The following is a 21164-nucleotide window of genomic DNA, read 5'->3' on the forward strand; positions in this document are numbered from 1 at the left end:
GTAGACAAGACGGTTTAGAAGAAGCCGAGCTTGTTCTCGTTGTAGCTGACCAGGAGGTTCTTGGTCTGCTGGTAGTGGTCCAGCATCATGGCGTGGTTCTCACGGCCAATACCTGAGGACTTGTAGCCGCCGAACGCAGCCCCTGCCGGGTAGGCGTGGTAGTTGTTGACCCACACGCGGCCGGCCTGGATTTCCCGGCCTGCGCGGTAGGCGACGTTTCCATTGCGCGACCAGACTCCGGCACCCAAGCCGTAGAGAGTGTCGTTGGCGATGCCGATGGCGTCGTTGTAGTCGCTGAACTTGGTGACGGACACCACCGGGCCGAAGATCTCCTCCTGGAAGATCCGCATCCGGTTGTGGCCTTCGAAAATGGTGGGCTGCACGTAGTAGCCGCCTGCCAGGTCACCCGAAAGCTCCGCCCGGGCACCACCGGTGAGCACCTTGGCGCCCTCCTGCTTTCCAATGTCGATGTAGGACAGGATCTTCTCCAGTTGGTCGTTGGAGGCCTGGGCTCCAACCTGGGTGTCGGTGTCCAGCGGGTTGCCCTGGATGATCTTGCTGGTCCTGGCCGTGACGTCGGCCATGAAGGAGTCGTAGATGCCTTCCTGGACCAGGGCGCGGGATGGGCAGGTGCAGACTTCGCCTTGGTTGAAGGCAAAGAGCGTGAATCCTTCCTGGGCCTTGTCGTAGAAGGCATCGTTCTGGTCGGCGACGTCATCGAAGAAGATGTTCGGGCTCTTGCCGCCCAGTTCCAGCGTGACCGGAATGAGGTTGTTCGACGCGTACTGGCTGATCAAACGGCCAGTGGTGGTCTCACCCGTAAAAGCGATCTTGCGGATCCGGGAGCTGGAAGCCAGCGGCTTTCCGGCCTCAACACCGAAGCCGTTCACGACGTTCACCACGCCGGCCGGAAGGAGGTCTCCGATGAGTTCCATGAGGACCAGGATGGACGTCGGCGTCTGCTCGGCGGGCTTGAGCACCACGGCGTTGCCGGCGGCGAGCGCGGGTGCCAGCTTCCAGACCGCCATGAGGATGGGGAAGTTCCAAGGGATGATCTGGCCAACAACGCCCAGCGGCTCCTTGAAGTGGTAAGCCGTGGTGTCCTCGTCAAGCTGGGACAGGTGGCCTTCCTGCGCCCGGACGGCGGAGGCGAAGTAGCGGAAGTGGTCCGCTGCCAACGGGATGTCGGCGTTAAGGGTCTCGCGGACCGGTTTGCCGTTGTCCCAGGTCTCAGCAACCGCGAGGAGCTCCACGTTCTCGTCAATGCGGTCGGCGATCTTGTTCAGGATGGCTGCTCGCTCGGTGGCGGAGGTCTTGCCCCATGAGGGTGCAACCTTGTGGGCGGCGTCCAGCGCCAGCTCGATGTCCTCGGCGGTGCCGCGGGCAACTTCGCAGAAGGCCTTGCCCGTAACCGGTGTGATGTTCTCGAAGTAAGCGCCCTTGACCGGGGCAACCCATTCGCCGCCGATCCAATTTTCGTAGCGGTCCTTGAACGTGACCTTCGAACCCTCGGCACCCGGCTGTGCGTAAACAGTCATTGCTAGCTCCTTTGCTGCGAATCACGGTGGCTGTCGCCATTGATCCGAGCCTAGGAGTCGGGAGGTTGCAGCTACGTTGCAACCATGTGAGTCAGCTCACGCTTTGAGTTCCGTTTCGATCCGCTCAAGATCCGCGACGACGGCGGCCCGCTTGGGCGAGCGCGGCGGCAGCAGCTTCAGCACCGCAAGGCGGAGGTCGACGTCGTACTTCGCCTCGGGCAGCTCAGCGTACTTCAGGAGCGAATCAACGCTGCCGTCGCTGAGCAGCGCCTCACGCAGCAGATGCGAAACCCGCTCACGCAACTGCACGACGCCGGGCGCCTCCGAGCGTGGCAGGACCGCACCTTTGTAGATTTCCAGGGCAATGCGATGGGCGCCACGCTGTAAGCAGTTGAGCACCTGGCCGGAGTCGGGAAGCAACTCCACGGGGAGCCGGTATGGACGCGATTCAGGAACCGCGTCCGGGCTAAGCTCCTGGATCACTTTGCGGAGGCGCACCATCTCGGCCCGCAACGTGGCCGAGTAGCCGTCTCCGGGGTACAACTGGGCGCAGAGGTCCTCAGCGCTGAGCCCGTCAGGATGGCTGCCCAGGATGGCCAGGATTTCACTGTGCCGCGCGGAAAGGGACACGGTCCGGCCGTCGATGCTGAGAAGGGCCTGGTCGCGGCCCAACAGTTGCAGGCTGTTGCGGTACAGGGCATGGCCGGAGGTGGCGGCTGCGCTCCGGCGTCGTGGTTTCTCGCGGACGGCCGCGGCCAGCGTCAGGCGTTCGATCCGCAACTGGGCCTGCGCAGCGGCGACCGTGGCCTCCACCAGGGAGAGGGTGTGCGCGGCGACGGCGGTTTCGGTGCCCGTGATATCCACGACGCCCAGCACGGCACCGGAATCGGGGTCGTGGAAAGGAACCGCGGTGCAACTCCACGGGTGGACGGAGCGTTTGAAGTGTTCAGCACCGGAGATCTGGATGCTTCGGTCCAAGGCGAGTGCCGTGCCGGGTGCGCTGGTGCCCACGGAAGCCTCGGACCAGTCGGCGCCGGCCACGAACATCATGCTTTCAGCGCGGCGCTGCATCACCGGGTCGCCATCCACCCACAGGAGCCGGCCGACGTCGTCGCCCACCGCCACCAACAGGCCGCTGTCATGGCTGGGTTGGACCAGCAGCTTCTTGATCACGGGCATGATGGTGGCCAGCGGATGCTGCCGGCGGTATTCCTCCAGCTCGTCCTGGTCCATCGCGAGGGGAGCCTCTGCGACGTCGGGGTTGGCTTGCAGGCTGGCCGAACGCTGCCAGGACTCGCGCACCAAGCGGCGAAGGCCTGAGATCTCCTGGGTGGCTGCCGTGGTTCCGGGACGGATGGAGTCCAAGCGCTCGTGGCCCATCAAGGCACGCTTCTGCACCAGCGCCGCGGCCTCGCTGCCTGGAACAGGCGGATGGATTGGATTCCTCATCGAACTCCCTGGTAGTCCGCACTAACGGTGCTCTGCACGTGTGGTGGGCGGGACAGTACGGTGAAGTCTAGTTCGGGGAAGGGAGAATGTCAGCCGCGGGAGATACGGATCATTTCCTCGCGCGGAACAACCTTGATGCGCTCACGGACCACGCCGTCACCTTCGCTGTCGGGCCCTCCCCCGGAAGTCCACGCGGCACCCAGCGCAGCCTCGTGGGCATCGAGCCGGTTCCAGCCCTCCCAGGTGGTGTACTCGATCCCGCGCTCCTCAAGGAGATCGATAATCGCCTGCGGATCCGGGTTTTCGGCCGGGGGCAGGTTGAGCCTGTCTTCCAGAAGGAAGCCAATGGTCTCCAAGGCATCACCCTTGGTGTGGCCGATCAGTCCAACCGGTCCGCGCTTGATCCAGCCTGTGGCATAGATTCCCGGTACGGGCTCGCCGTCGGCACCCAGGACGCGACCGCCGTCGTTCGGTATGACGCCGCGGCGGGCATCGTACTCCAGCTCCTCCAGAGGGGAACCGTGATATCCGATGGCACGGTAGACGGACTGCACCGGGTACTCGATGAATTCACCCGTTCCCTTGACGTTGCCCGTTCCGTCCAGCTGCATGCGCTCGAATTTGATCCCCGAGACCTTGCCGGGAGTTTCCGGCGAGTCCAGGATTTCCACCGGGCTGTGCAGGAAGTGCAGGTGCAGGCGTCGGGAGGAGGGCTGCTCGGATTCGGTGTGCTCTTCCACCAGCCAGTTGGTCATGGTGTTGACCATGGTCTTGATCTGGTTGTTGGACTTGATGGCTTCATCCGAGGCCGCATCAAACTCGAAGTCCTCCGGGTACAGGACAATGTCCACGTCCTTGCAGTGGGACAGTTCGCGCAGTTCCAAAGGGGTGAATTTCACCTGTGCAGGGCCACGTCGGCCGAAGACGTGGACATCGGTGACCGGAGACTTCTTCAGCCCGGCGAAGACGTTGTCCGGGATCTCCGTGACCAGCAATTCCTCCGGGTGCTTGACCAGCATCCGGGCCACGTCCAAAGCGACGTTGCCGTTGCCGATGACCGCGATCTCTTTGGCGTCAAGGGGCCAGTCCCGGGGAACGTCCGGGTGTCCGTCGTACCAGGAAACGAAGTCCGCGCCGCCGAAGGAGCCCTCCAGCTCGACCCCCGGGATGTTCAGGTCCGCATCCTTGATGGCGCCCGTGGAGAAAATCACGGCATCGTAGAAAGCCCGGAAATCGTGGAGCGTCAGGTCCCTGCCGTAGGTCACGTTTCCCAGGAACCGGATATCACCGCGGTCCAGGACCTTGTGCAACGCGTTCACGATGCCCTTGATGCGCGGATGATCGGGAGCCACGCCGTAGCGGATCAGCCCGTAGGGCGCCGGGTACGCCTCGAAAAGGTCAATGCTGACCTCCACATCGCCGTCCTTGACCTCGTTGGATTTGGTCAGGATGTCCGCGGCATAAACACCTGCGGGACCTGCGCCGACAATGGCAACGCGAAGTGGACGTTGGGGGGTGGTTGCGGCTGAGTTGGACACCGTTAGCCCTTCCGAAGCAGTGAGCCACGCCGTTGTTGGGGCGCGCAGGTTCCAATTCTAGATGTCCACCCCACGCCCGGCCGCTTATATGGCAGGAGTCACGGAAATTCACCAAGATTGCGGAATATTGCGTGCCTAGGTGGTGTTGCCGACAATGTGTCGACTCCGGATCAGATAGCTGCCAGCTCTCCCACTACAAGCCAGCCCACGACGACGACAGCCGGGGGCGGCGGGCAAAGTACCGGCGGCGTCGGCAAACTTGGCAAGGGTTCCGGCAAGCCAGTACGCAGTGAGTCGACGGCGGGCATCCTCTTCGGTATAGGCGCCTACGGCCTGTGGGGCCTTCTTCCTCTGTACTTCTTCGTCCTGATGCCGGCCAGCGCCATCGAGATCGTGGCCAACCGGATCGTCTGGTCCCTGCTCTTCTGTGCGCTGCTCATCACCATCACGCGGGCATGGCGGGTTTTCGGTGCCGCGGTGAAGGACCGTAGCGTGTTCGGCCCCTTGGCCTTGGCAGCGGGCCTGATCGCCATCAACTGGCTCACCTACACTTTCGGGGTCACCACCGGCCACGCCGTTGAGACGTCACTGGGCTATTTCATCAATCCCTTGGTCTCAGTCCTCCTGGGTGTCTTTGTTCTCAAGGAAAAGCTGCGTCCCCTGCAGTGGGCAGCGGTGGGTATCGGCTTCGTTGCAGTGGGAGTCCTGACCTTTTCCTACGGCCAACTCCCGTGGATCGCCCTGATCCTGGCCTTCAGCTTCGGCCTGTACGGTTTCGTCAAAAAGCGTGTGGGACCTAAGGTGGACGCCCTCACCAGCCTGAGCGTTGAGACAGTCGTCCTGGCTCCATTCGCGGCCATCACCATGGTGGTCCTGGGTGTGACAGGCGCTGAAACACTCACCACCATGGGCGCCGGCCACTTCTGGTTGCTGGTGGCTTCCGGTGTGATCACGGCCGTGCCGCTGCTCTTCTTCGGTGCTTCAGCCCGCCGTTTGCCCATGACCACCATCGGCCTGCTGCAATACTTTGCCCCGGTCCTCCAGTTCGTCGTGGCCCTGACGGTGTTCAACGAAACCATGACCACGGCCCGCTGGATCGGCTTCTGTGTGGTGTGGCTGGCCCTGATCCTGCTCACCATCGACATGCTCCGCACCACCCGAAAGAACTCGGTGCTGAAGAAAAAGGCCCGACTGGCTGCCGCGTAAGCGCGAGGACAGTCCGCCAAATCGCGGGAATCCTGCCAACTCGCCGGAAGTTTCCCGGCGAACTGGCACGGTTCCCGCGAACTCGCTTTTTGGCCACATCACGGGCTGTGCAGTTCTGTTCATTTCTGTTGAGAGAGCCGGGACTCGGACATAAGGTTGCGGAAACTTTCCCCACCACGTCCACCTCTCGCCTTCAACGCCTGGTCGCCCTCTTAGCTGCTTGTCGTGGCCCTTCCCATCGCTGGGGAGACCGCCGTCGCATATCTGTTGGGTGGGGTGGCGTTCCGGGCCGCAGCCTTGAACGGAGCAGTTTTGAACTTCAACGGACCCACTATGAGCCGCCGGACCCTTTTCCAAACCGCAGGGGCAGCCGCCCTCGCGGGTGCACTTCTTTCCCACGCCGGACCGTCTTTTGCGGCCTCCGATCCAGGGTTGCAGGAGCTCATCAACCGCAGGCGCCTGGTGCTGACAGGTGGCCGAAACGCAGCAGACATCCCCGAACTCGCTGCCCAGCTTGAAGGAATGGGCAAGACCGCCGAAAAGTGGTGGACGTCCATGGACAAGACCGCTGCACGAACGTCGCTGTGGAGCGACATCCCTTTGACCGGGATCGGACAGTCCGCCGCAGCTACCGGCAACATGGGCCTGCACTTCAACCGGCTCTACGACATGGCACTTGGATACGCGGTCCAGGGCAACCCCTACGCAGGGAACCCTGAGCTGGCCGCAGACATTGTTGCCGGGCTTCAACTTCTCAGCAGCACTGCGTACAAGCCGTCCATCAAAGCAGCAGGGAACTGGTGGTTCTGGGAGATTGGCGTCCCCCGCAAGACCGTGGACATCCTGACGCTGCTTCATGCGGAAGTCCCGGAAGCCTTGCGGACATCCCTGCTGGCAGCCGTCCGCTGGTTCGCCCCCAACCCCAACTGGCGCGGCCGTGCTACATCCCTGGCAGAAACCGGCGCCAACCGGGTGGACAAGTCACTGGCCTGCTGCATGCGGGGCATCCTGGACAACAGGACGGACGAGATCACGCTGGGCCGGGACGCCCTGAGCGATACCGTGCGCGGCGGGACCAACAGCGTCTTTACCTACGTGACCAGTGGTGACGGCTTCTACGCTGATGGTTCCTACGTTCAGCACTCCTACCTCCCCTACGCAGGAACATACGGAGTGGTGGCCTTGGCAGGGATCGCCGAGATCATCGCAATGTTGGGAGGCAGCACCTGGGCAATCAACGACCCCAAACGTTCCGTACTCTTGGACGCCGTGGAGGACACCTACGCCCCGTTCGTGTGGGACGGCCGCATCATGGACACCATCCGGGGGCGTGCGGTCTCCCGTCAGCGCGAACCCGACTACGTCAGCGGGTTCGGACTCATCTCTGCGGTCCTGTTGCTGGCACCGGGTTGCGACGAGCCCTACCGTTCACGATTCCTGGCTCTGGCCAAGGGCTGGTTGGAACGCTGCGCGGACCAGAAACTCGTGGGGCATCCGACGCAGAGCCTGGCAAAGTCCTTGCTGTCCCTGGGCGTCCTCTCCGATTCCGCCGTAGTCGCTGTCCCGGCGCCCGTCTACAGCCGCATGTTCGCCGACCAGGACCGACTGGTCCATCACCGCCCCCAGTGGGGCTGCACGGTGAACCTCTCTTCCAAGAGGATCGGCCGCTACGAATGGGGCAACAGCGAGAACAACCTCGGCTGGTACCAGGGTGATGGCATGACCTTCCTGTACACGCGAACCGATCCGTCCCAGTTCAGCGCTGACTTCTGGCCCACCGTGGACCCCTATGCCCTGCCCGGGACCACCGTCAATGACCAGGTCCGGGCGAGCGGTGCAGGGGGAGCAGGGACCGGGATCCCCCGCGCTTTCCAAGCCTTCGCCGGCGGCCTCACAGTAGACGGCCGTTGGGGTGTGATCGGCATGGACCACCTCAACCACAACAAGACGCTTTCCGGCCGGAAGTCGTGGTTCTTCCTGGATGACGCGGTGGTCTGCCTCGGCGCGGGCATCACCGGCACGGGAGGTACGGCAGTCATGACCACTGTGGAGAACAGGTCGTTCGCCGCAGGTTCAGTGCCGGCTGTGAGGACCGATTCCCGAAATCGTCGGATGGGCGCCGGTGATACACCCGTTGTCGTGGAGCGTTCCGTGCACCTCGAAGGCCACGGAGGTTACGTGTTCCTCGACGCACCCGGCGTTTCGGGAACACCCGAGGTTGCCGTCGTCAGCCGGACGGGAAGCTGGTTCGACGTCAATTCAGGGGCAGACACCGGCGGCACCACCGATCCCGTCTCCCGGGATTATGTGACCATCACTCACCGCCATGGCAAAGACCCGGTGGCGTCCGGCTACGCGTATATGGTCCTGCCGGCTGCAGGCCACTCCACCACGTTCTCCCAGTCCGCAAGCCCCGACGTGAAGGTCCTGGCCAACTCTGCCGGGGTCCAGATGGTGGAAGTGGCCAAGGACAAGCTGGTGATGGCCAACTTTTTCGCGACAGGTTCCGCCGGCGGATACACAGCCTCCGGGCCGTGCACGGTGGCCGCAATGCAGTCCGGGGACAAGCTCACTTTGTCCGTGGCAGACCCGTCCCGGACGCAATCTTCAGTACGGATCACTCTCGATGACTCGGCGAGGTCCACGCTGGTGGATTCCGATGCCGGGGTGTCCCTGGTGAGCGCCAATCCGCTGGTCATCGAGGTCCAACTCGACGGACACGGCCACCAGAAAAACCTGACGCTGGGCAGCTAGGCGCGATCCGCCGTCGAGCGTTCAGTGTTCCCAGCGCCGAGATCGCGGGAACGGTGCGAGAACCCCCGGAAAGCTCCGGCGAACACGACGCGCTCCCACGATCTCGGCGCAGAGACACAAAAGGAGGGCCGGGAAATCCCGGCCCTCCTCCTGTCTACAGTGTGAAGAATTAAGCGTGTGCCTTGATGGCTGCGGCGAGGACCTCGAGGCCGTCGATGAGCAGCTCGTCGCTGATGACCAGCGGCGGGAGCAGACGGATCACGTTGCCGTAGGTACCACAGGTCAGGATGATGACACCTTCCTTGAGGCAAGCGGCAGCAACGGCCTTGGTGAGCTCAGCGTTCGGTTCCTTGGAGCCGGGCTGAACGAGCTCGATGGCCAGCATGGCGCCACGGCCACGAATGTCGCCCACCACGGAAACTTCGCCGGCCAGTTCGCGGAGCTTGCCCAGGGCGAGCTCTTCGATGTGGCGGGCGCGGCCGTTGAGGTCGTGCTGTTCCATGGTGTCGATGGCTGCCAGTGCTGCTGCGCAAGCAACCGGGTTACCGCCGTAGGTGCCGCCGAGGCCGCCCGGGTGAACGGCGTCGAGCAGGTCGGCGCGGCCGGTGATCGCGGACAGCGGGAGGCCGCCGGCGATGCCCTTGGCCAGGGTGATGATGTCCGGGACAACACCCTCGTGGTCAACGGCGAACCATTCGCCCGTGCGGCAGAAGCCGGACTGGACCTCGTCGGCGATGAAGACGATGCCCTTTTCCTTGGCCCATGCGGACAGTGCCGGGAGGAAGCCTTCGGCCGGAACGATGAAGCCGCCCTCGCCCTGGATGGGTTCGATGATGATCGCGGCAACCTGGTCGCCACCGATCTGCTTCTCGATCATGGTGATGGCGCGCTTGGCGGCCTCGGCACCCGTGATCTCCGGGTTCTCTTCACGGAACGGGTAGCTCATGGGCATGCGGTAGACCTCGGGCGCGAACGGGCCGAAGTTGGTCTTGTACGGCATGGCCTTGGCGGTGAGTGCCATGGTCAGGTTGGTGCGGCCGTGGTACGCGTGGTCGAAAGCTACGACGGCGTCGCGGCCGGTGGCCAGGCGTGCAACCTTGACGGCGTTCTCCACGGCTTCAGCGCCGGAGTTGAACAGCACGGTGCGCTTGGCGTGGTCGCCCGGGGTGAGGCGGTTGAGCTGCTCGGCAACTGCAACGTAGCCCTCGTACGGGGTCACCATGAAGCAGGTGTGCGTGAAGTGCGCGGCAGCTTCCTGGACAGCGGCAACGACGGCGGGGTCGGACGCGCCGACGCTGGTCACGGCGATGCCGGAGCCCAGGTCGATGAAGGAGTTGCCGTCGACGTCGCGGATGATGCCGCCGTCGGCGTCTTCAACGTAGACGGGGACGCCCGAGGCGACGCCGGCAGCTACGACGGCGGAGCGACGCTCTGCCAGTGCCTGCGACTTGGGGCCGGGGAAGGCGCCGTTGATGTTGCGCTTCTGCTCGATGCGGTACGAGAGTTCGTTCGCGGTGGTGGTCATGTGGTGGTTGCCTTTCTGGGAAATTCGTACGGGTGGGGCGAACGCGCTACGCGTCGAGTGCACTCATCACGTGCTTGATGCGCGTGTAGTCCTCAACGCCGTACATGGAGAGGTCCTTGCCGTAGCCGGACTGCTTGAAGCCACCGTGCGGCATCTCTGCCGTCAGGAGGATGTGGGTGTTGATCCAGACCGCACCGAAGTCCAGGTCGCGGCTCATGCGCATGGCCGTACCGTGGTCGGTGGTCCAGACGCTGGACGCCAGGGCGTATTCGACGTCGTTGGCCAGCTCGAGTGCTTCGGCTTCAGTGCTGAACTTCTGCACGGTGATGACCGGACCGAAGGTTTCCTTCTGCACGATGTCGTCGGTCTGCTTGGCCCCGGAGATGATGGTGGGCTCGAAGAAGAAGCCCTTCTCGCCTGCCCGGTGGCCACCGGTTTCGATCTTGCAGTTGGCCGGGAGGTGCTCCACTACGGAGGTGACGGCGTTGAAGTGGTTCACATTGTTGAGCGGGCCGAAGTAGTTGTCTTCGTCGTTCTGCGAACCGGTGTGCAGTGTCTTGGTGTGTTCCACCATGGCTGCCACGACGTCGTCGTGAACGGAGTCTTCCACCAGCACGCGGGTGATGGCGGTGCAATCCTGGCCGGCGTTGAAGAACGCGAACTCGGCAATGGCCGCGGCGCTCTTCTTGATGTCGGCGTCCTTGAAGACGATGGCCGGAGCCTTGCCGCCAAGTTCCAGGTGTGCCCGCTTGAGGCCCTTGGCTGCGCCGCTTGCCACGGCGATGCCTGCACGGACGGAACCGGTGATGGAGACCAGGCCGGGGACCTTGTGGTCCACCATCATGGCGCCGGTTTCACCGGTGCCGAGGACGACGTTGAGGACGCCGGCCGGGAAGATCTCACCGGCGAGGCGTGCCAGTACCAGGGTGGATTCCGGAGTGGTGTCGGAGGGCTTGAGGACAACGGTGTTGCCGGCAGCCAGGGCGGGGCCGATCTTCCAGATGGCCATGAGGAACGGGTAGTTCCACGGAGCAACCTGGGCTACGACGCCGATCGGTTCGCGGCGTACGTAGGAGGTGTGGCCCTCGAAGTACTCGCCTGCGGACTTGCCTTCCATGATGCGTGCAGCACCGGCGAAGAAGCGGAGCTGGTCTGCACCTGCGGCGACCTCTTCGGAGGCGATCAAGGAGCGCACCTGTCCGGTGTTGCGGTGCTGGGCCTCAACGAGTTCGTCGCTGTTGGCCTCCACTGCGTCGGCAAGCTTGAGCAGCATAAGCTGACGCTGGCCGGGGGTAACGTGCTTCCAGGTCTTGAACGCGTCGGCCGCTGCGGTCATGGCGGCATCGACGTCGGCCTGCACCGAAATCGGCGACTTGGCAACGATTTCCCCATTGGTGGGGTTCACGATGTCCAGAAGACCCGTACCTGCCGGCGTAACGAATTCGCCGTTGATGAAGTTCTGCAAGGTTTGAACCACGGTGTGCAACCTCTTTCGGTGTCTGGGCATGGGTTTTAGCTGATCAGAGCCTATGCCAGGGAGGGGGTGCAAGGAATAGTCAGCTGCACACACAACGAGCCCCGGCTTAGTGCGCTTGACCAGCCCCGGGTTACGCTTTTAAGCATGGCAATGTCCCTCGCTTCCCTCGTCGCTGTCCCCTCCCTGAAACTCCGCCAAGCCGGCCTCGCCGAGACAACGTGGAACCAGGACATCAGCTGGGTTGCCGTGACGGAATTGGAGGACCCACAGCGCTTCCTCAGCGGCGGGGAACTGGTCCTCACCACGGGGTTGCGCCTCAAGAGCGCTGCCGACCAGCGGCGCTTTGTCCGTCAGGTCCAGCGCGCAGGCGCCGTGGGCATCGGTTTCGGCATCGGCCTCACGCACGAGGCGGTTCCGGAAGCCCTCATTGCCGAAGCCAACCGCTGGGGCCTCCCGCTGGTGCAGGTGCCCTACGAAATCCCCTTCATCGCCATCGGAAAGCTCGTGGCGGAGTCGCACTCGGCGGACCACTATTCCAATTTGGAACGACTCCTGGCCGGACACCAGATCCTGGCCCGCTCGCTCCTCACCGGCGGCGGCTTGAACGAACTCCTCAAACAGCTGGGAAGTATGCTCCGCACTGAGGTTGTGCTCACCCAGTTCAGCGCGCAGCTCTACAACAGCGTGGCCGGGAAGCCGGCCCCGACAGCGGATGGCTGGGCGTCGTATCCGATTCCCACCGGCCGCAGGGACGCCTGCACACTTTGGCTCAGGCAGCCCTTTGTGGACTCCGGAATCGTCAGCTACGCGCAGAACCTCATCAGCGTTGAGCTCAATAACATGGTCAAGCAGCGCCAGTCCCAACGGGCCATGGCCGGGCAGGTTCTGGACGATGTTATCCACGGCACCCTGGAAACCATCGAAGCCGCCCGCCGCTTGGCCGGCGTTGGCATCAACAGCACCAGGAAGAACGTCGTGCTTGTTGCCGAATCCACCGCACACCACAAGCAACTGGTCAGCATTTCGCTGCCCCAAGCGCTTGAAGCGGGCGTCAGCGCCGTCGTCGGCAAGGACCTGGTCACGGTGGTCAGCGATGACGGCAGTTCCGCCACGGCTTTGGCCAAGAGCCTCAGCGATCATCTTCAGGAGGCCGGAATCCATGCCGTGATCGGCATCGGCGGCGCCTACACCAAGCCGAACGGTTTGCGCTGGAGCTACTTTGAGGCGCGCGACGCCGTGGCGCACGGCTTGCCGGTCAACGAGCCGGAACGCCTCAGCCTGACATCCCTGTTGCTGGCCAGCGAGGACGTTCCTCTCGCGGACATGGCCAGCGAGTCCCTCACACCACTGCGGAAGTTCGACGCCGCCCACGGGGCCGAACTGGTGGCCACACTGGAAAGCTATCTGAACCACAACGGGTCAGTGGCTGCAGTGGCGGAAGCCCTGACGTTGCACCGGAATACAGTGCGGTACCGCCTTGCACAGATCACCGAATTGACGGGCTACGACCCCTCCCAAACGCCGGACCGTGTGCAGCTGTGGCTGGCCTTGGCGGTGCAGCGTTTGGGCTCGCGCAACCCGCGCTGAAACGCCTCCCGCGACCATATGCGGAGAGCTTCGCCACATAACTCTAGACATTAGACGTCAAACGTCTAACCTTTAGGTATGGCCGCGACGACTCCTCTTACCCCCAGCACTGGAAACATCCCTACTGTTAGCCCTGCCCAGGTGACGCCCGGGCTTTCGGCAAGCCCGGCAGTCCCCAAGACGCGCGTCGTCGCCGTCGTCGGCATTATTGCCGTGGTGCTCATCGGCCTGAACCTGCGGGCCGGCATCACCAGCGCCGCAGCCCTGTTCCACGAACTGCAGCAGGTCCTGGGGTATGGGGCCTTGGTGGCTTCCATCCTGCCTTCCATTCCGCTTTTGTGCTTCGCCGTCGCGGGCATGGGAACGTCCTGGCTGACTCGGCGGGTCGGCGTCGAGAAAGCCATCGCCATTGCTTTAGCGCTGCTGGCCGGCGGATTGCTGGTGCGTGGCGTTCCGGTGACGGGCGCCCTCCTCGGTGGCACCGTCCTGGCCATGTCCGGACTGGCAGTATGCAACGTGGCCATGCCGTCATTCATCCGCGAGCACTACTCCGAGCGCACCTCCGTGATGACCGGCCTTTATACCTTCACCATGTCCGGTGGCGCCACCTTCGCCGCAGTCGTCAGCGTTCCCTTGGCGCAGGAACTCGGGTCACCCTCCATGGGTCTGGCTGCCTGGGGCCTGCTGGGTGTCGCAGCCCTCCTCGGCTTCCTGCCGATAGTCCTGCACACCCACCGGAACACCACCAAGACTGATCGGCCGCGGGTCTCCATGTGGCCGTTGCTCCGCACCCGGCTGGGCATCCTGATTACCGCGATCTTCACCTTCCAGGCTTTCCTGGCATACGCAGTGATGAGCTGGTTCGCCTACATCCTGACCTCCCAAGGCCTCAGCGCCTCTGAGAGCGGCCTGCAGTTCGGCGTGATGCAGTTGGTCTCCGTGGCCGCCGGCATGATCCTGCTCGCCTTCGGCTCCCGGCCCGGCATGCTCCGCCCCGCCCTCTACCTGGCCAGCAGCTCCACTTTGCTGGCGATTGCCGCCATGATTTGGCTGCCGACGTCACTGGCGGTTGTTCCGGCGGTGCTGTTCGGTTTTGGTTTGGGCATCTTCCCGCTGGTCCTGGTCATCATCAGCCGCAGCGGACGGTCGACTGCGGAAACCACCGCACTGTCCACCATCGCCCAATCGCTGGGATACTTGATTGCGGCAATCGGCCCGTTTGGCATGGGCCTGCTCCACAGCGCCACCGGCGGATGGGTGCTGCCCCTGGGCCTGCTGTCCATCGTGGCCGTGGCGCTCATGGTTACCTGCCACATGCTCACCAGCAAGCGCACTGCCACCAAGACCGGACCGAGGACTGCATGACCCTGACCCCTTCGCATCGCCCGGCCCTGGCCGAGGAGATCACCGCCAAGCTGCGGGACATGATCAAGTCCGGTGAATGGCCACTTCAGGAGCGCATCCCTGCTGAGCCTGAGCTGATGTCCACCTTGGGTGTTTCGCGGGGAACCCTGCGCGAAGCCATCAAGGCACTGGCCCACTCGGGCATGCTGGAGGTTCGTCGTGGGGACGGCACCTACGTCCGGGCGAACAGCGAGATGTCAGGCGCAGCCCAGCGGATGTACCTGGAGCACACGCAGGAACACATAGTGGAAGTCCGGCTCGGCCTGGATACGCAGGCAGCACGCCTGGCCACCAAGCACGCCACGGCCGAGGACCTGGCCGAGATGCGCCGACTCCTCGCGCTCCGCCATGACGCCTGGCAGGCCGAGGACTACCCCACGTGGGCCAGCGCCGACTGGGAATTTCATGAACGGGTTGCCTTGGCATCAGGTAATCCTTTGCTGCACCAGCTGTATGTTTCGTTTGGCGGGGTGTTCCACAATGACCTCCTCCGGCAGCAGCGCAAGGGCGGTTTCAACGGCATCCCCCGCGAAGGCCATGACGAGCTGGTAGACGCCTTGGAAGCCCACGATCCCGATGCCGCCGTGCAGAGCGTGTACCGAAACCTGGACTACTGCTCGGATCAGGCGCCGCGTTAGCTCAGCAACGGTTTACGGAGTCGTTTCGACCCCTGCCCCGGCGGCGTCCTTGAACCTGGCGTTGATCAGCACCACCTTCCGACCGGCCCGGTCCAGCAGGCTGGCGGCAACACTCGCCCTGTAACCCGTGGCGCAGTGTACCCAGATCCGGGCATCCGGTAACTCCGTGATCCTGCCGAGCAGATCGTAGACAGGAATATTGCGCGCTCCCCTGACATGCGAGACCTTGAATTCTTCCGGCCGGCGGACGTCCAAAACCATGTCTTCCGGCTCCCGGCTTTTCAGCAACGCAGTCCAGTCCCCGTGCGGGTAGCCCACCTGTGGAGACCCGGGCGCCAACGCACCCAGATCCAAGGGCTTGGCGTGAAGCCCGACGGCGGCATCCGGACTGTCGATGCCGATCCTCGCCAGGTCCCGGATCGCCTTTTCAACCTCTTCCACCGGGCCCAGCAACGTGAGCGGCTGGTTCCACGGGATTACCCAGCCAAGGTAGCTGGTGAAGTTGTCGCCCGTCCCATACTCGAAGCTAACGCTGCCGTGAAGATGACTGTCCGCGAAGGCCACGCGATGACGCAGATCCACCACCCACTCCCCTGCCCGCAAGCGACGGCTCAGTTCCTCAGGATCAACTGAGTCCGGAACGTCAAGGGTTGCCGGGCCAACACCGGCGGCATTGAGCGGGCTCATGTGGGCGTAGTACGCAGGGTAGGCCGTGATGTTCTCCAACAATTCCGAGACGAAATGGTCTTCATTGGGATCCGTCAAGGCGTGGTTGGACTTGGCCTGCTCGCCGATCGTTGATGATTCCTGGTGGCTCGCGGGGCCGATGGAACAGAACGATCCGAAGCCGTGGGTCGGGTAGAGCGCCGCATCAGGATCCGCAGAGTCCACCAATCGGCGGACCGACGAGTACTGGTCGTGGGCCAGCTTCGCGGTGTCGTCCCGCGAGACCAGGTCCGTCCGCCCCACCGAACCGTAGAGCAAGCTGCCGCCGGAAAACACGGCCTCCCGGCCGGCGTCGTGCGTGTCATCCCGGACCACGTACGAGAGGTGCGTGTGGGTGTGACCCGGCGTGGCCACCACTGTTACCGAGAGCCGGCCAACATGGAGAACCTGGCCGTCGGTAACGGGGACACGGGCGAATGAAACCTCATCGGCAGCGTTCACCAGATAGTCAGCGCTGTGCTTCCCGGCAAGAACCAGGCCGCCTGTGACGTAGTCGTTGTGGAGGTGGGTTTCCGCTACGTGCGTGATCCGGACGCCGGCTGCCAAGGCTGCGGCTTCAACCCGGTCAATGTCCCGTTGAGGGTCAATGACCAACGCCACAGTGCCGTCATGCACGAGGTAGCTGCGGTCCCCCAGTTGGGGAGTTTCGATGACGACGACGTCCATGGTTCAGGGTACCGCTGAAGGTTGACCCCTTTAAAAGCAGCGGCGGGGCCACACACGTGAAGTGCGTGACCCCGCCTGCCATTACAGAAGCTAGACCTGTGCGGCTACGCCATCACGGGAGATGTTGACCATGTCCTCACGCGGCACAACCTTGATGCGCTCACGCTTGACCTCCACACCGTGGGAGGTGCCGGCCTCGGTTGCTGCTGCACCGAGCGCGAGCTCGTGGGCGTCCAGAGCCAGCCAGCCTTCCCAGCTGGTGAACTTCACGCCGCGGGAGTCAAGGAGTTCCACCACTGCGTCAGCGGCGGGGACCTCGGCAACCGGCAGGTTCTCGCGGTCTTCCAGGAGGTAGGTGACGGTTTCGAGGGCATCGCCCTTGGTGTGGCCGATGAGGCCGACCGGCCCGCGCTTGATCCAGCCCGTCGCGTAGAGGCCCGGAACGTGCTGGCCGTCGGCGTCCAGGACGCGACCGCCGTCGTTGGTGACAACACCCTTCTTGTGGTCGAATTCGACGTCCGGCAGGGCCGAACCGAAGTAGCCGATGGCCCGGTACACGGCCTGGACCGGGTAGTCGATGAACTCGCCGGTGCCGCGGGCGTTGCCCGTGCCATCCAGTTCAGTGCGTTCGAACTTGATTCCCGCAACCTTGCCCGGGGTTTCGGCGGAGTCCACGATCTCCACCGGGCTGTGCAGGAAGTGCAGGTGCAGGCGACGGGAAGCCTTGAGCTCGGAGAGGTCCTCGGGCTGCTCGGCGATCCAGTTGGTCAGCGTGCCAACCATGGTCTTGATCTGGTTGTTCGTCTGGACCTGGCGGTCGGACTCTTCGTCGAATTCGAAGTCCTCGGCGTAGAGGATGATGTCCACGTCCTTGGAGTGCGAGAGTTCGCGCAGTTCCAGCGGGGTGAACTTCACCTGGGCGGGACCGCGGCGGCCGAAGACGTGCACGTCCGTGACGGGCGAGCTCTTCAGGCCGGCGTAAACGTTGTCCGGGATTTCCGTGACCAGCAGGTCATCGGCGTGCTTGGACAGGACGCGGGCCACGTCCAGGGCCACGTTGCCGTTGCCCAGAACGGCGATTTCCTTGGCCTCGAGCGGCCATTCACGGGGAACGTCCGGGTGTCCATCGAACCAGGAGACGAAGTCGGCGCCGCCGAAGGAGCCCTCGAGTTCGATGCCCGGGATGTTCAGGTCCGCGTCCTTGATGGCGCCAGTGGCGAAGATGATGGCGTCGTAGTGCTTACGAAGGTCCTCGATGGAGATGTCCGTGCCGTAGTCGACGTTGCCGAAGAAGCGGATGTCGCCGCGGTCCAGGACCTTGTGCAGGGCGTTGACAATGCCCTTGATGCGGGGGTGGTCCGGGGCAACGCCGTAGCGGATCAGGCCGTACGGTGCCGGGTAGCGGTCGAAGAGGTCGATGCTGACGGTGAGTTCGCCGCTCTTGACGGCTTCGCTTTTGGTCAGGATGTCCGCTGCATACACGCCGGCCGGGCCGGAGCCGATGACGGCGACGCGAAGCGGACGGTCCGCAGAACCTACGGGGGTGCTAATTGACACGGCTGTGTTCCTTCTTCTTCTCAGTTACTGCGGACGCGGGGACGATTTGGGGTAATAGTGCTGTAGTCAGCGGTCTTGAAGTGCTGCGGTGCAAAGGGGCTGACACGGACAACATCGCCGATCACAATGACCGCCGGGTTGGCCACGCCGACGGCTTCCGCCTGGTCCGCGATGGTTCCCAGAGTGCCGATGGTGACGCGCTGTTCCGGCAAATACCCGTTCTCTACGATACCTACTGGTGTGTCCAAAGGCAGACCCGAGCCTGCCAGCGCAGCCGCGGAATCACGCAATTGCGCTACTCCCATGAGCAACACCACAGTGTGATCGGGGCGTGCGGGGACTTCGGACAGCTCTTCATGGCCGGTCACCACGCTGAAGCCCTTGGCCAAGCCGCGGTGCGTCACGGGAATACCCGCAGCGGCCGGAACCGAGATTGCCGACGTCACGCCGGACACCACTTCAACCTCGACGCCGTTCTGCCGGCAGAATTCTGCTTCCTCGCCACCACGCCCCAAGACATAGGGGTCGCCGCCTTTGAGGCGGACCACGCGGTTACCCTGCAGGGCTTCGTCCACAAGGATTCGGTTGATCTCCAGTTGCGGAACCGGGTGGTGGCCGGGCGTCTTGCCTACCTCGATGACGCGGACGTCCGGGGCAAGTTCCTTCAGCAGCTCCCGCGGGCCAAGTCGGTCTGCAACCACGACGTCGGCCTGGCCAAGCAGGCGCCGACCGCGGACGGTGATGAGTCCCGAGTCGCCCGGACCGCCGCCCACCAAGGCGACAGAACCAGCCGGAGTCTTGCCAGCGGCGTCCGGCTTACGGTGGCGTCGCAGCGGCAGGTCACCTGTTTCCAGGGCAGTGGCAACAGCATTGCGGAGAGCCATGGCACGGCGTGGGTCTCCCCCGGCGTTGATGGCGATCTTGACGTCGTCCACCACGGCGACGGCGGGTGTCCACGCGGCTGACGCTTCGTGGTCCGAGGCATTGACGCACCAGAGGCGCTGCGCCTCGGCGTCGGCCGATACCTGGGTGTCCACAGCGGCGGTGCCAGTGGCTGTCTGAACGAACCAGACGCCGTCGAGGTCTGACGTGCGGTACTCGCGCTGTTCCAGGTTGAGCAGCCCGGAAGCGGCGAGTCCGTGGAGGTTTTCGGTGGCAACGGGCGCGACGACGGTAACTTTCGCACCGGCGTCGAGCAGCCCTTTGGCGCGACGCTCCGCGACGGGGCCGCCGCCCACCACCAGCACCGGGCGGCCAAGCAGCCGCAGCGCGGTGGGGTAAATGTCCTGTATTGCCATGAAAAAACTGTAGGGCGGCCCCGTAACATGCTTCAAAGGCTCGGAAACACCCGGTAACGCTGGGTAATCCAACGTCACATAATCCCCGGCCTAGTTCGGGGAAACCCTGTCTTTAAGCGTCAGGTAGTGGGCCCGCTGCTCCTTGCCCAGATGCTCGATCGCGTAACGTAACGCCGTCCGAGGCATGGTGGCGGCGTGCTCGTCCAGGAACGCCAGCAGGCGTTCGCGGCTGCTGCGCCCTGCGTCGCGGACCCAGCCGCCTACTGCTTTGTGGATGAGGTCTTCTTTGTCATGCAGCAGGATCTCTGCGATGGCGAAGGTGTCGTCCAGTTGGCCTTCACGAATGAATGCCGACGTCGCGACGATGGACGTCCGGCGCTCCCACATATCCTCCGAGCGCGCCAGTTCATACAACGGATCCCGTGGCTTATCCATGAGCCAGCCACCCACCACGTTTCCCGCGCCCAGGTCCACGAGGTCCCAATTGTTGATGCGATCGTGGCGGCGCAAGTACATCTCGTAGAGGTTGCGGCGCCGCTGTTCCGTGGTCTTCTTTTTCTGCGTTTGGAGTGCCATGATCTTCACGGCTCCAGCCCTGGCCTCGTGGATGTCCTGCTCCAGGAGCTTCTCGATCTCCTCCGGTGGCATGGCTGCAAATTCCTTGGCCAGTGTGAAAACCTCGCCCATGCGGACGCCCAGGAAGAAGTCGCCCTCGGCATAGTTACCCTTGCCGGTCTTGAAATAGCGCTGGTATTTGGCCTGCTCGACGTCGGACTGCCGGGCTTGGAGCCGCGCGAGGAACTCGACGGCGGTGGGCTCGGTTCCCGGCGCCAACGCCGCTTTGGGTGCCTTCCCTGCCTTGGGGGTCATCCCTCCATCATGCGCCTAAAACACCGACCAGCCAGTACGTGTGGTGAATTCGTCCAGCGCTGCGACACCCGCCACCGAATTCCCGGACCTTCCCAGACCGGGGCTCCACACGCTGATGGAGCACTTGTTCGGAACCACGGCCACGATGCCGCCGCCCACGCCGCTCTTGCCCGGAAGGCCCACGCGGTACGCGAATTCGCCCGCGGCGTCGTACGTTCCACACGTGAGCATGACGGCGTTGATCCTCTTGGTCTGCGCCGGTGACAACAGCAGTGTCCCGTCTGCGCCCAGGCCGTTGGAGGCGAGGAACCGGGTTGCGAGCGCAAGGTCTTCGCACGTCATGGCCACTGCGCATTGCTTCGCATAAGAGTCCAGGACATCCTCCACAGGGTTCTCCAGGTTGCCGCAGCTTGCCAGGAAGTGGGCCAAGGAAGCATTGCGGTGGCTGTTGGCCAGTTCCGAGCCAGCCACGTGGTGATCGGTATCGATGCTGTCCTTGCTGGTCTCCTGGCGCATCAAATCCCGCACGGCGTGGGCGGCGTTTCCTGTCAGGCTCAGGAGCCGGTCCGTCACAACTATTGCACCGGCGTTGATGAACGGATTTCGGGGAATGCCGTCTTCGCTTTCCAACTGGACCAATGAATTGAAGGGGTTGCCCGACGGCTCCCGGAACACCCGTTTCCAAATGCTGTCCCCGTCGAAGGCCAGCACCAAGGCGAGCGCAAAGACCTTGGAGATGCTTTGGATGGAAAACTCCACGTGGGCGTCTCCGGCTGAATACACTTCGCCGTCACGGGTGGCCACCGAAATGCCGAATTGTTGGGCATCCACGGCCCCAAGCTGGGGGATGTAGTCAGCCACGTTTCCTTGGCCGACATGCGGCTGCACGGCCCCGACGATGTCGTCGAGGAGATTCTGGATATCCATGGTT

The 21164-nt window shown here is 63.8% G+C and carries 15 protein-coding genes; 5 read left to right on the plus strand and 10 right to left on the minus strand.

The features are described from left to right. Window positions 1-14: 14 nt before the first annotated feature. The 3 genes from AYX22_RS16350 to AYX22_RS16360 all read right to left on the minus strand — a co-directional run bounded on the left by AYX22_RS16350 (window position 15) and on the right by AYX22_RS16360 (window position 4525). Window positions 15-1538: an aldehyde dehydrogenase family protein gene (locus AYX22_RS16350; protein WP_207594323.1), complete on the minus strand. Its 1524-nt coding sequence runs from the start codon at window positions 1536-1538 to the stop codon at window positions 15-17. Window positions 1539-1634: 96 nt separating this feature from the next. Further along, on the minus strand, window positions 1635-2987 hold the full coding sequence (locus AYX22_RS16355; RefSeq protein WP_207594324.1) for a GAF domain-containing protein: 1353 nt from the start codon (window positions 2985-2987) through the stop codon (window positions 1635-1637). Between the two features lie 89 nt (window positions 2988-3076). Next, the gene (locus AYX22_RS16360; RefSeq protein WP_207594325.1) at window positions 3077-4525 is read right to left on the minus strand and encodes an FAD-dependent oxidoreductase; all 1449 of its coding nucleotides are present in this window, start codon (window positions 4523-4525) and stop codon (window positions 3077-3079) included. A 117-nt stretch (window positions 4526-4642) separates the two neighbouring features. Between AYX22_RS16360 and rarD the strand changes: the two genes are divergently transcribed. Together rarD and AYX22_RS16370 are read left to right on the plus strand one after the other, a co-directional pair. Continuing rightward, window positions 4643-5731 carry an EamA family transporter RarD gene (gene rarD / locus AYX22_RS16365; protein ID WP_207594326.1) on the plus strand — a complete coding sequence of 363 codons (1089 nt, stop codon included), beginning with the start codon at window positions 4643-4645 and terminating at the stop codon, window positions 5729-5731. Window positions 5732-5956: 225 nt separating this feature from the next. After that, on the plus strand, window positions 5957-8485 hold the full coding sequence (locus AYX22_RS16370; protein WP_242703359.1) for a polysaccharide lyase 8 family protein: 2529 nt from the start codon (window positions 5957-5959) through the stop codon (window positions 8483-8485). Window positions 8486-8654: 169 nt separating this feature from the next. Here the strand turns inward: AYX22_RS16370 and gabT are convergent, their stop codons facing one another. Next, window positions 8655-10010 (minus strand): 4-aminobutyrate--2-oxoglutarate transaminase, encoded by a 1356-nt coding sequence (gene gabT / locus AYX22_RS16375; protein ID WP_207594327.1) that lies wholly within the window; start codon window positions 10008-10010, stop codon window positions 8655-8657. Window positions 10011-10056: 46 nt separating this feature from the next. Then, window positions 10057-11487 (minus strand): aminobutyraldehyde dehydrogenase, encoded by a 1431-nt coding sequence (locus tag AYX22_RS16380; protein ID WP_207594328.1) that lies wholly within the window; start codon window positions 11485-11487, stop codon window positions 10057-10059. Window positions 11488-11631: 144 nt separating this feature from the next. On the opposite strand from AYX22_RS16380, the gene AYX22_RS16385 reads away from it, so the two are divergent. From AYX22_RS16385 to AYX22_RS16395, 3 genes are all read left to right on the plus strand, one after another. Continuing rightward, window positions 11632-13074, plus strand: coding sequence for a PucR family transcriptional regulator (locus tag AYX22_RS16385; RefSeq protein ID WP_207594329.1), 1443 nt, complete (start codon window positions 11632-11634; stop codon window positions 13072-13074). Window positions 13075-13152: 78 nt separating this feature from the next. Next, window positions 13153-14439 (plus strand): MFS transporter, encoded by a 1287-nt coding sequence (locus AYX22_RS16390; protein ID WP_207594330.1) that lies wholly within the window; start codon window positions 13153-13155, stop codon window positions 14437-14439. Further along, window positions 14436-15116 (plus strand): FadR/GntR family transcriptional regulator, encoded by a 681-nt coding sequence (locus tag AYX22_RS16395; protein ID WP_207594331.1) that lies wholly within the window; start codon window positions 14436-14438, stop codon window positions 15114-15116. Before AYX22_RS16390 ends, AYX22_RS16395 begins: the two co-directional genes overlap by 4 nt. 12 nt (window positions 15117-15128) lie before the next feature. Here the strand turns inward: AYX22_RS16395 and AYX22_RS16400 are convergent, their stop codons facing one another. The 5 genes from AYX22_RS16400 to AYX22_RS16420 all read right to left on the minus strand — a co-directional run bounded on the left by AYX22_RS16400 (window position 15129) and on the right by AYX22_RS16420 (window position 21160). Then, on the minus strand, window positions 15129-16508 hold the full coding sequence (locus AYX22_RS16400; protein WP_207594332.1) for an MBL fold metallo-hydrolase: 1380 nt from the start codon (window positions 16506-16508) through the stop codon (window positions 15129-15131). A gap of 90 nt (window positions 16509-16598) precedes the next feature. Continuing rightward, entirely contained in the window at window positions 16599-18065 is a 1467-nt protein-coding gene (locus tag AYX22_RS16405; RefSeq protein ID WP_207594333.1) for an FAD-dependent oxidoreductase, read from the minus strand. Window positions 18066-18085: 20 nt separating this feature from the next. Further along, window positions 18086-19363, minus strand: a complete 1278-nt coding sequence (gene cobA / locus AYX22_RS16410) for a uroporphyrinogen-III C-methyltransferase (protein WP_207594334.1) — start codon at window positions 19361-19363, stop codon at window positions 18086-18088. Between the two features lie 90 nt (window positions 19364-19453). Beyond that, window positions 19454-20233: a DNA alkylation repair protein gene (locus AYX22_RS16415; RefSeq protein WP_207594335.1), complete on the minus strand. Its 780-nt coding sequence runs from the start codon at window positions 20231-20233 to the stop codon at window positions 19454-19456. A 15-nt stretch (window positions 20234-20248) separates the two neighbouring features. Then, window positions 20249-21160, minus strand: a complete 912-nt coding sequence (locus AYX22_RS16420) for a glutaminase (protein ID WP_207594336.1) — start codon at window positions 21158-21160, stop codon at window positions 20249-20251. Window positions 21161-21164: the final 4 nt, after the last annotated feature.

Source organism: Arthrobacter sp. D5-1 (genome assembly GCF_017357425.1).
Taxonomy (GTDB): domain Bacteria; phylum Actinomycetota; class Actinomycetes; order Actinomycetales; family Micrococcaceae; genus Arthrobacter.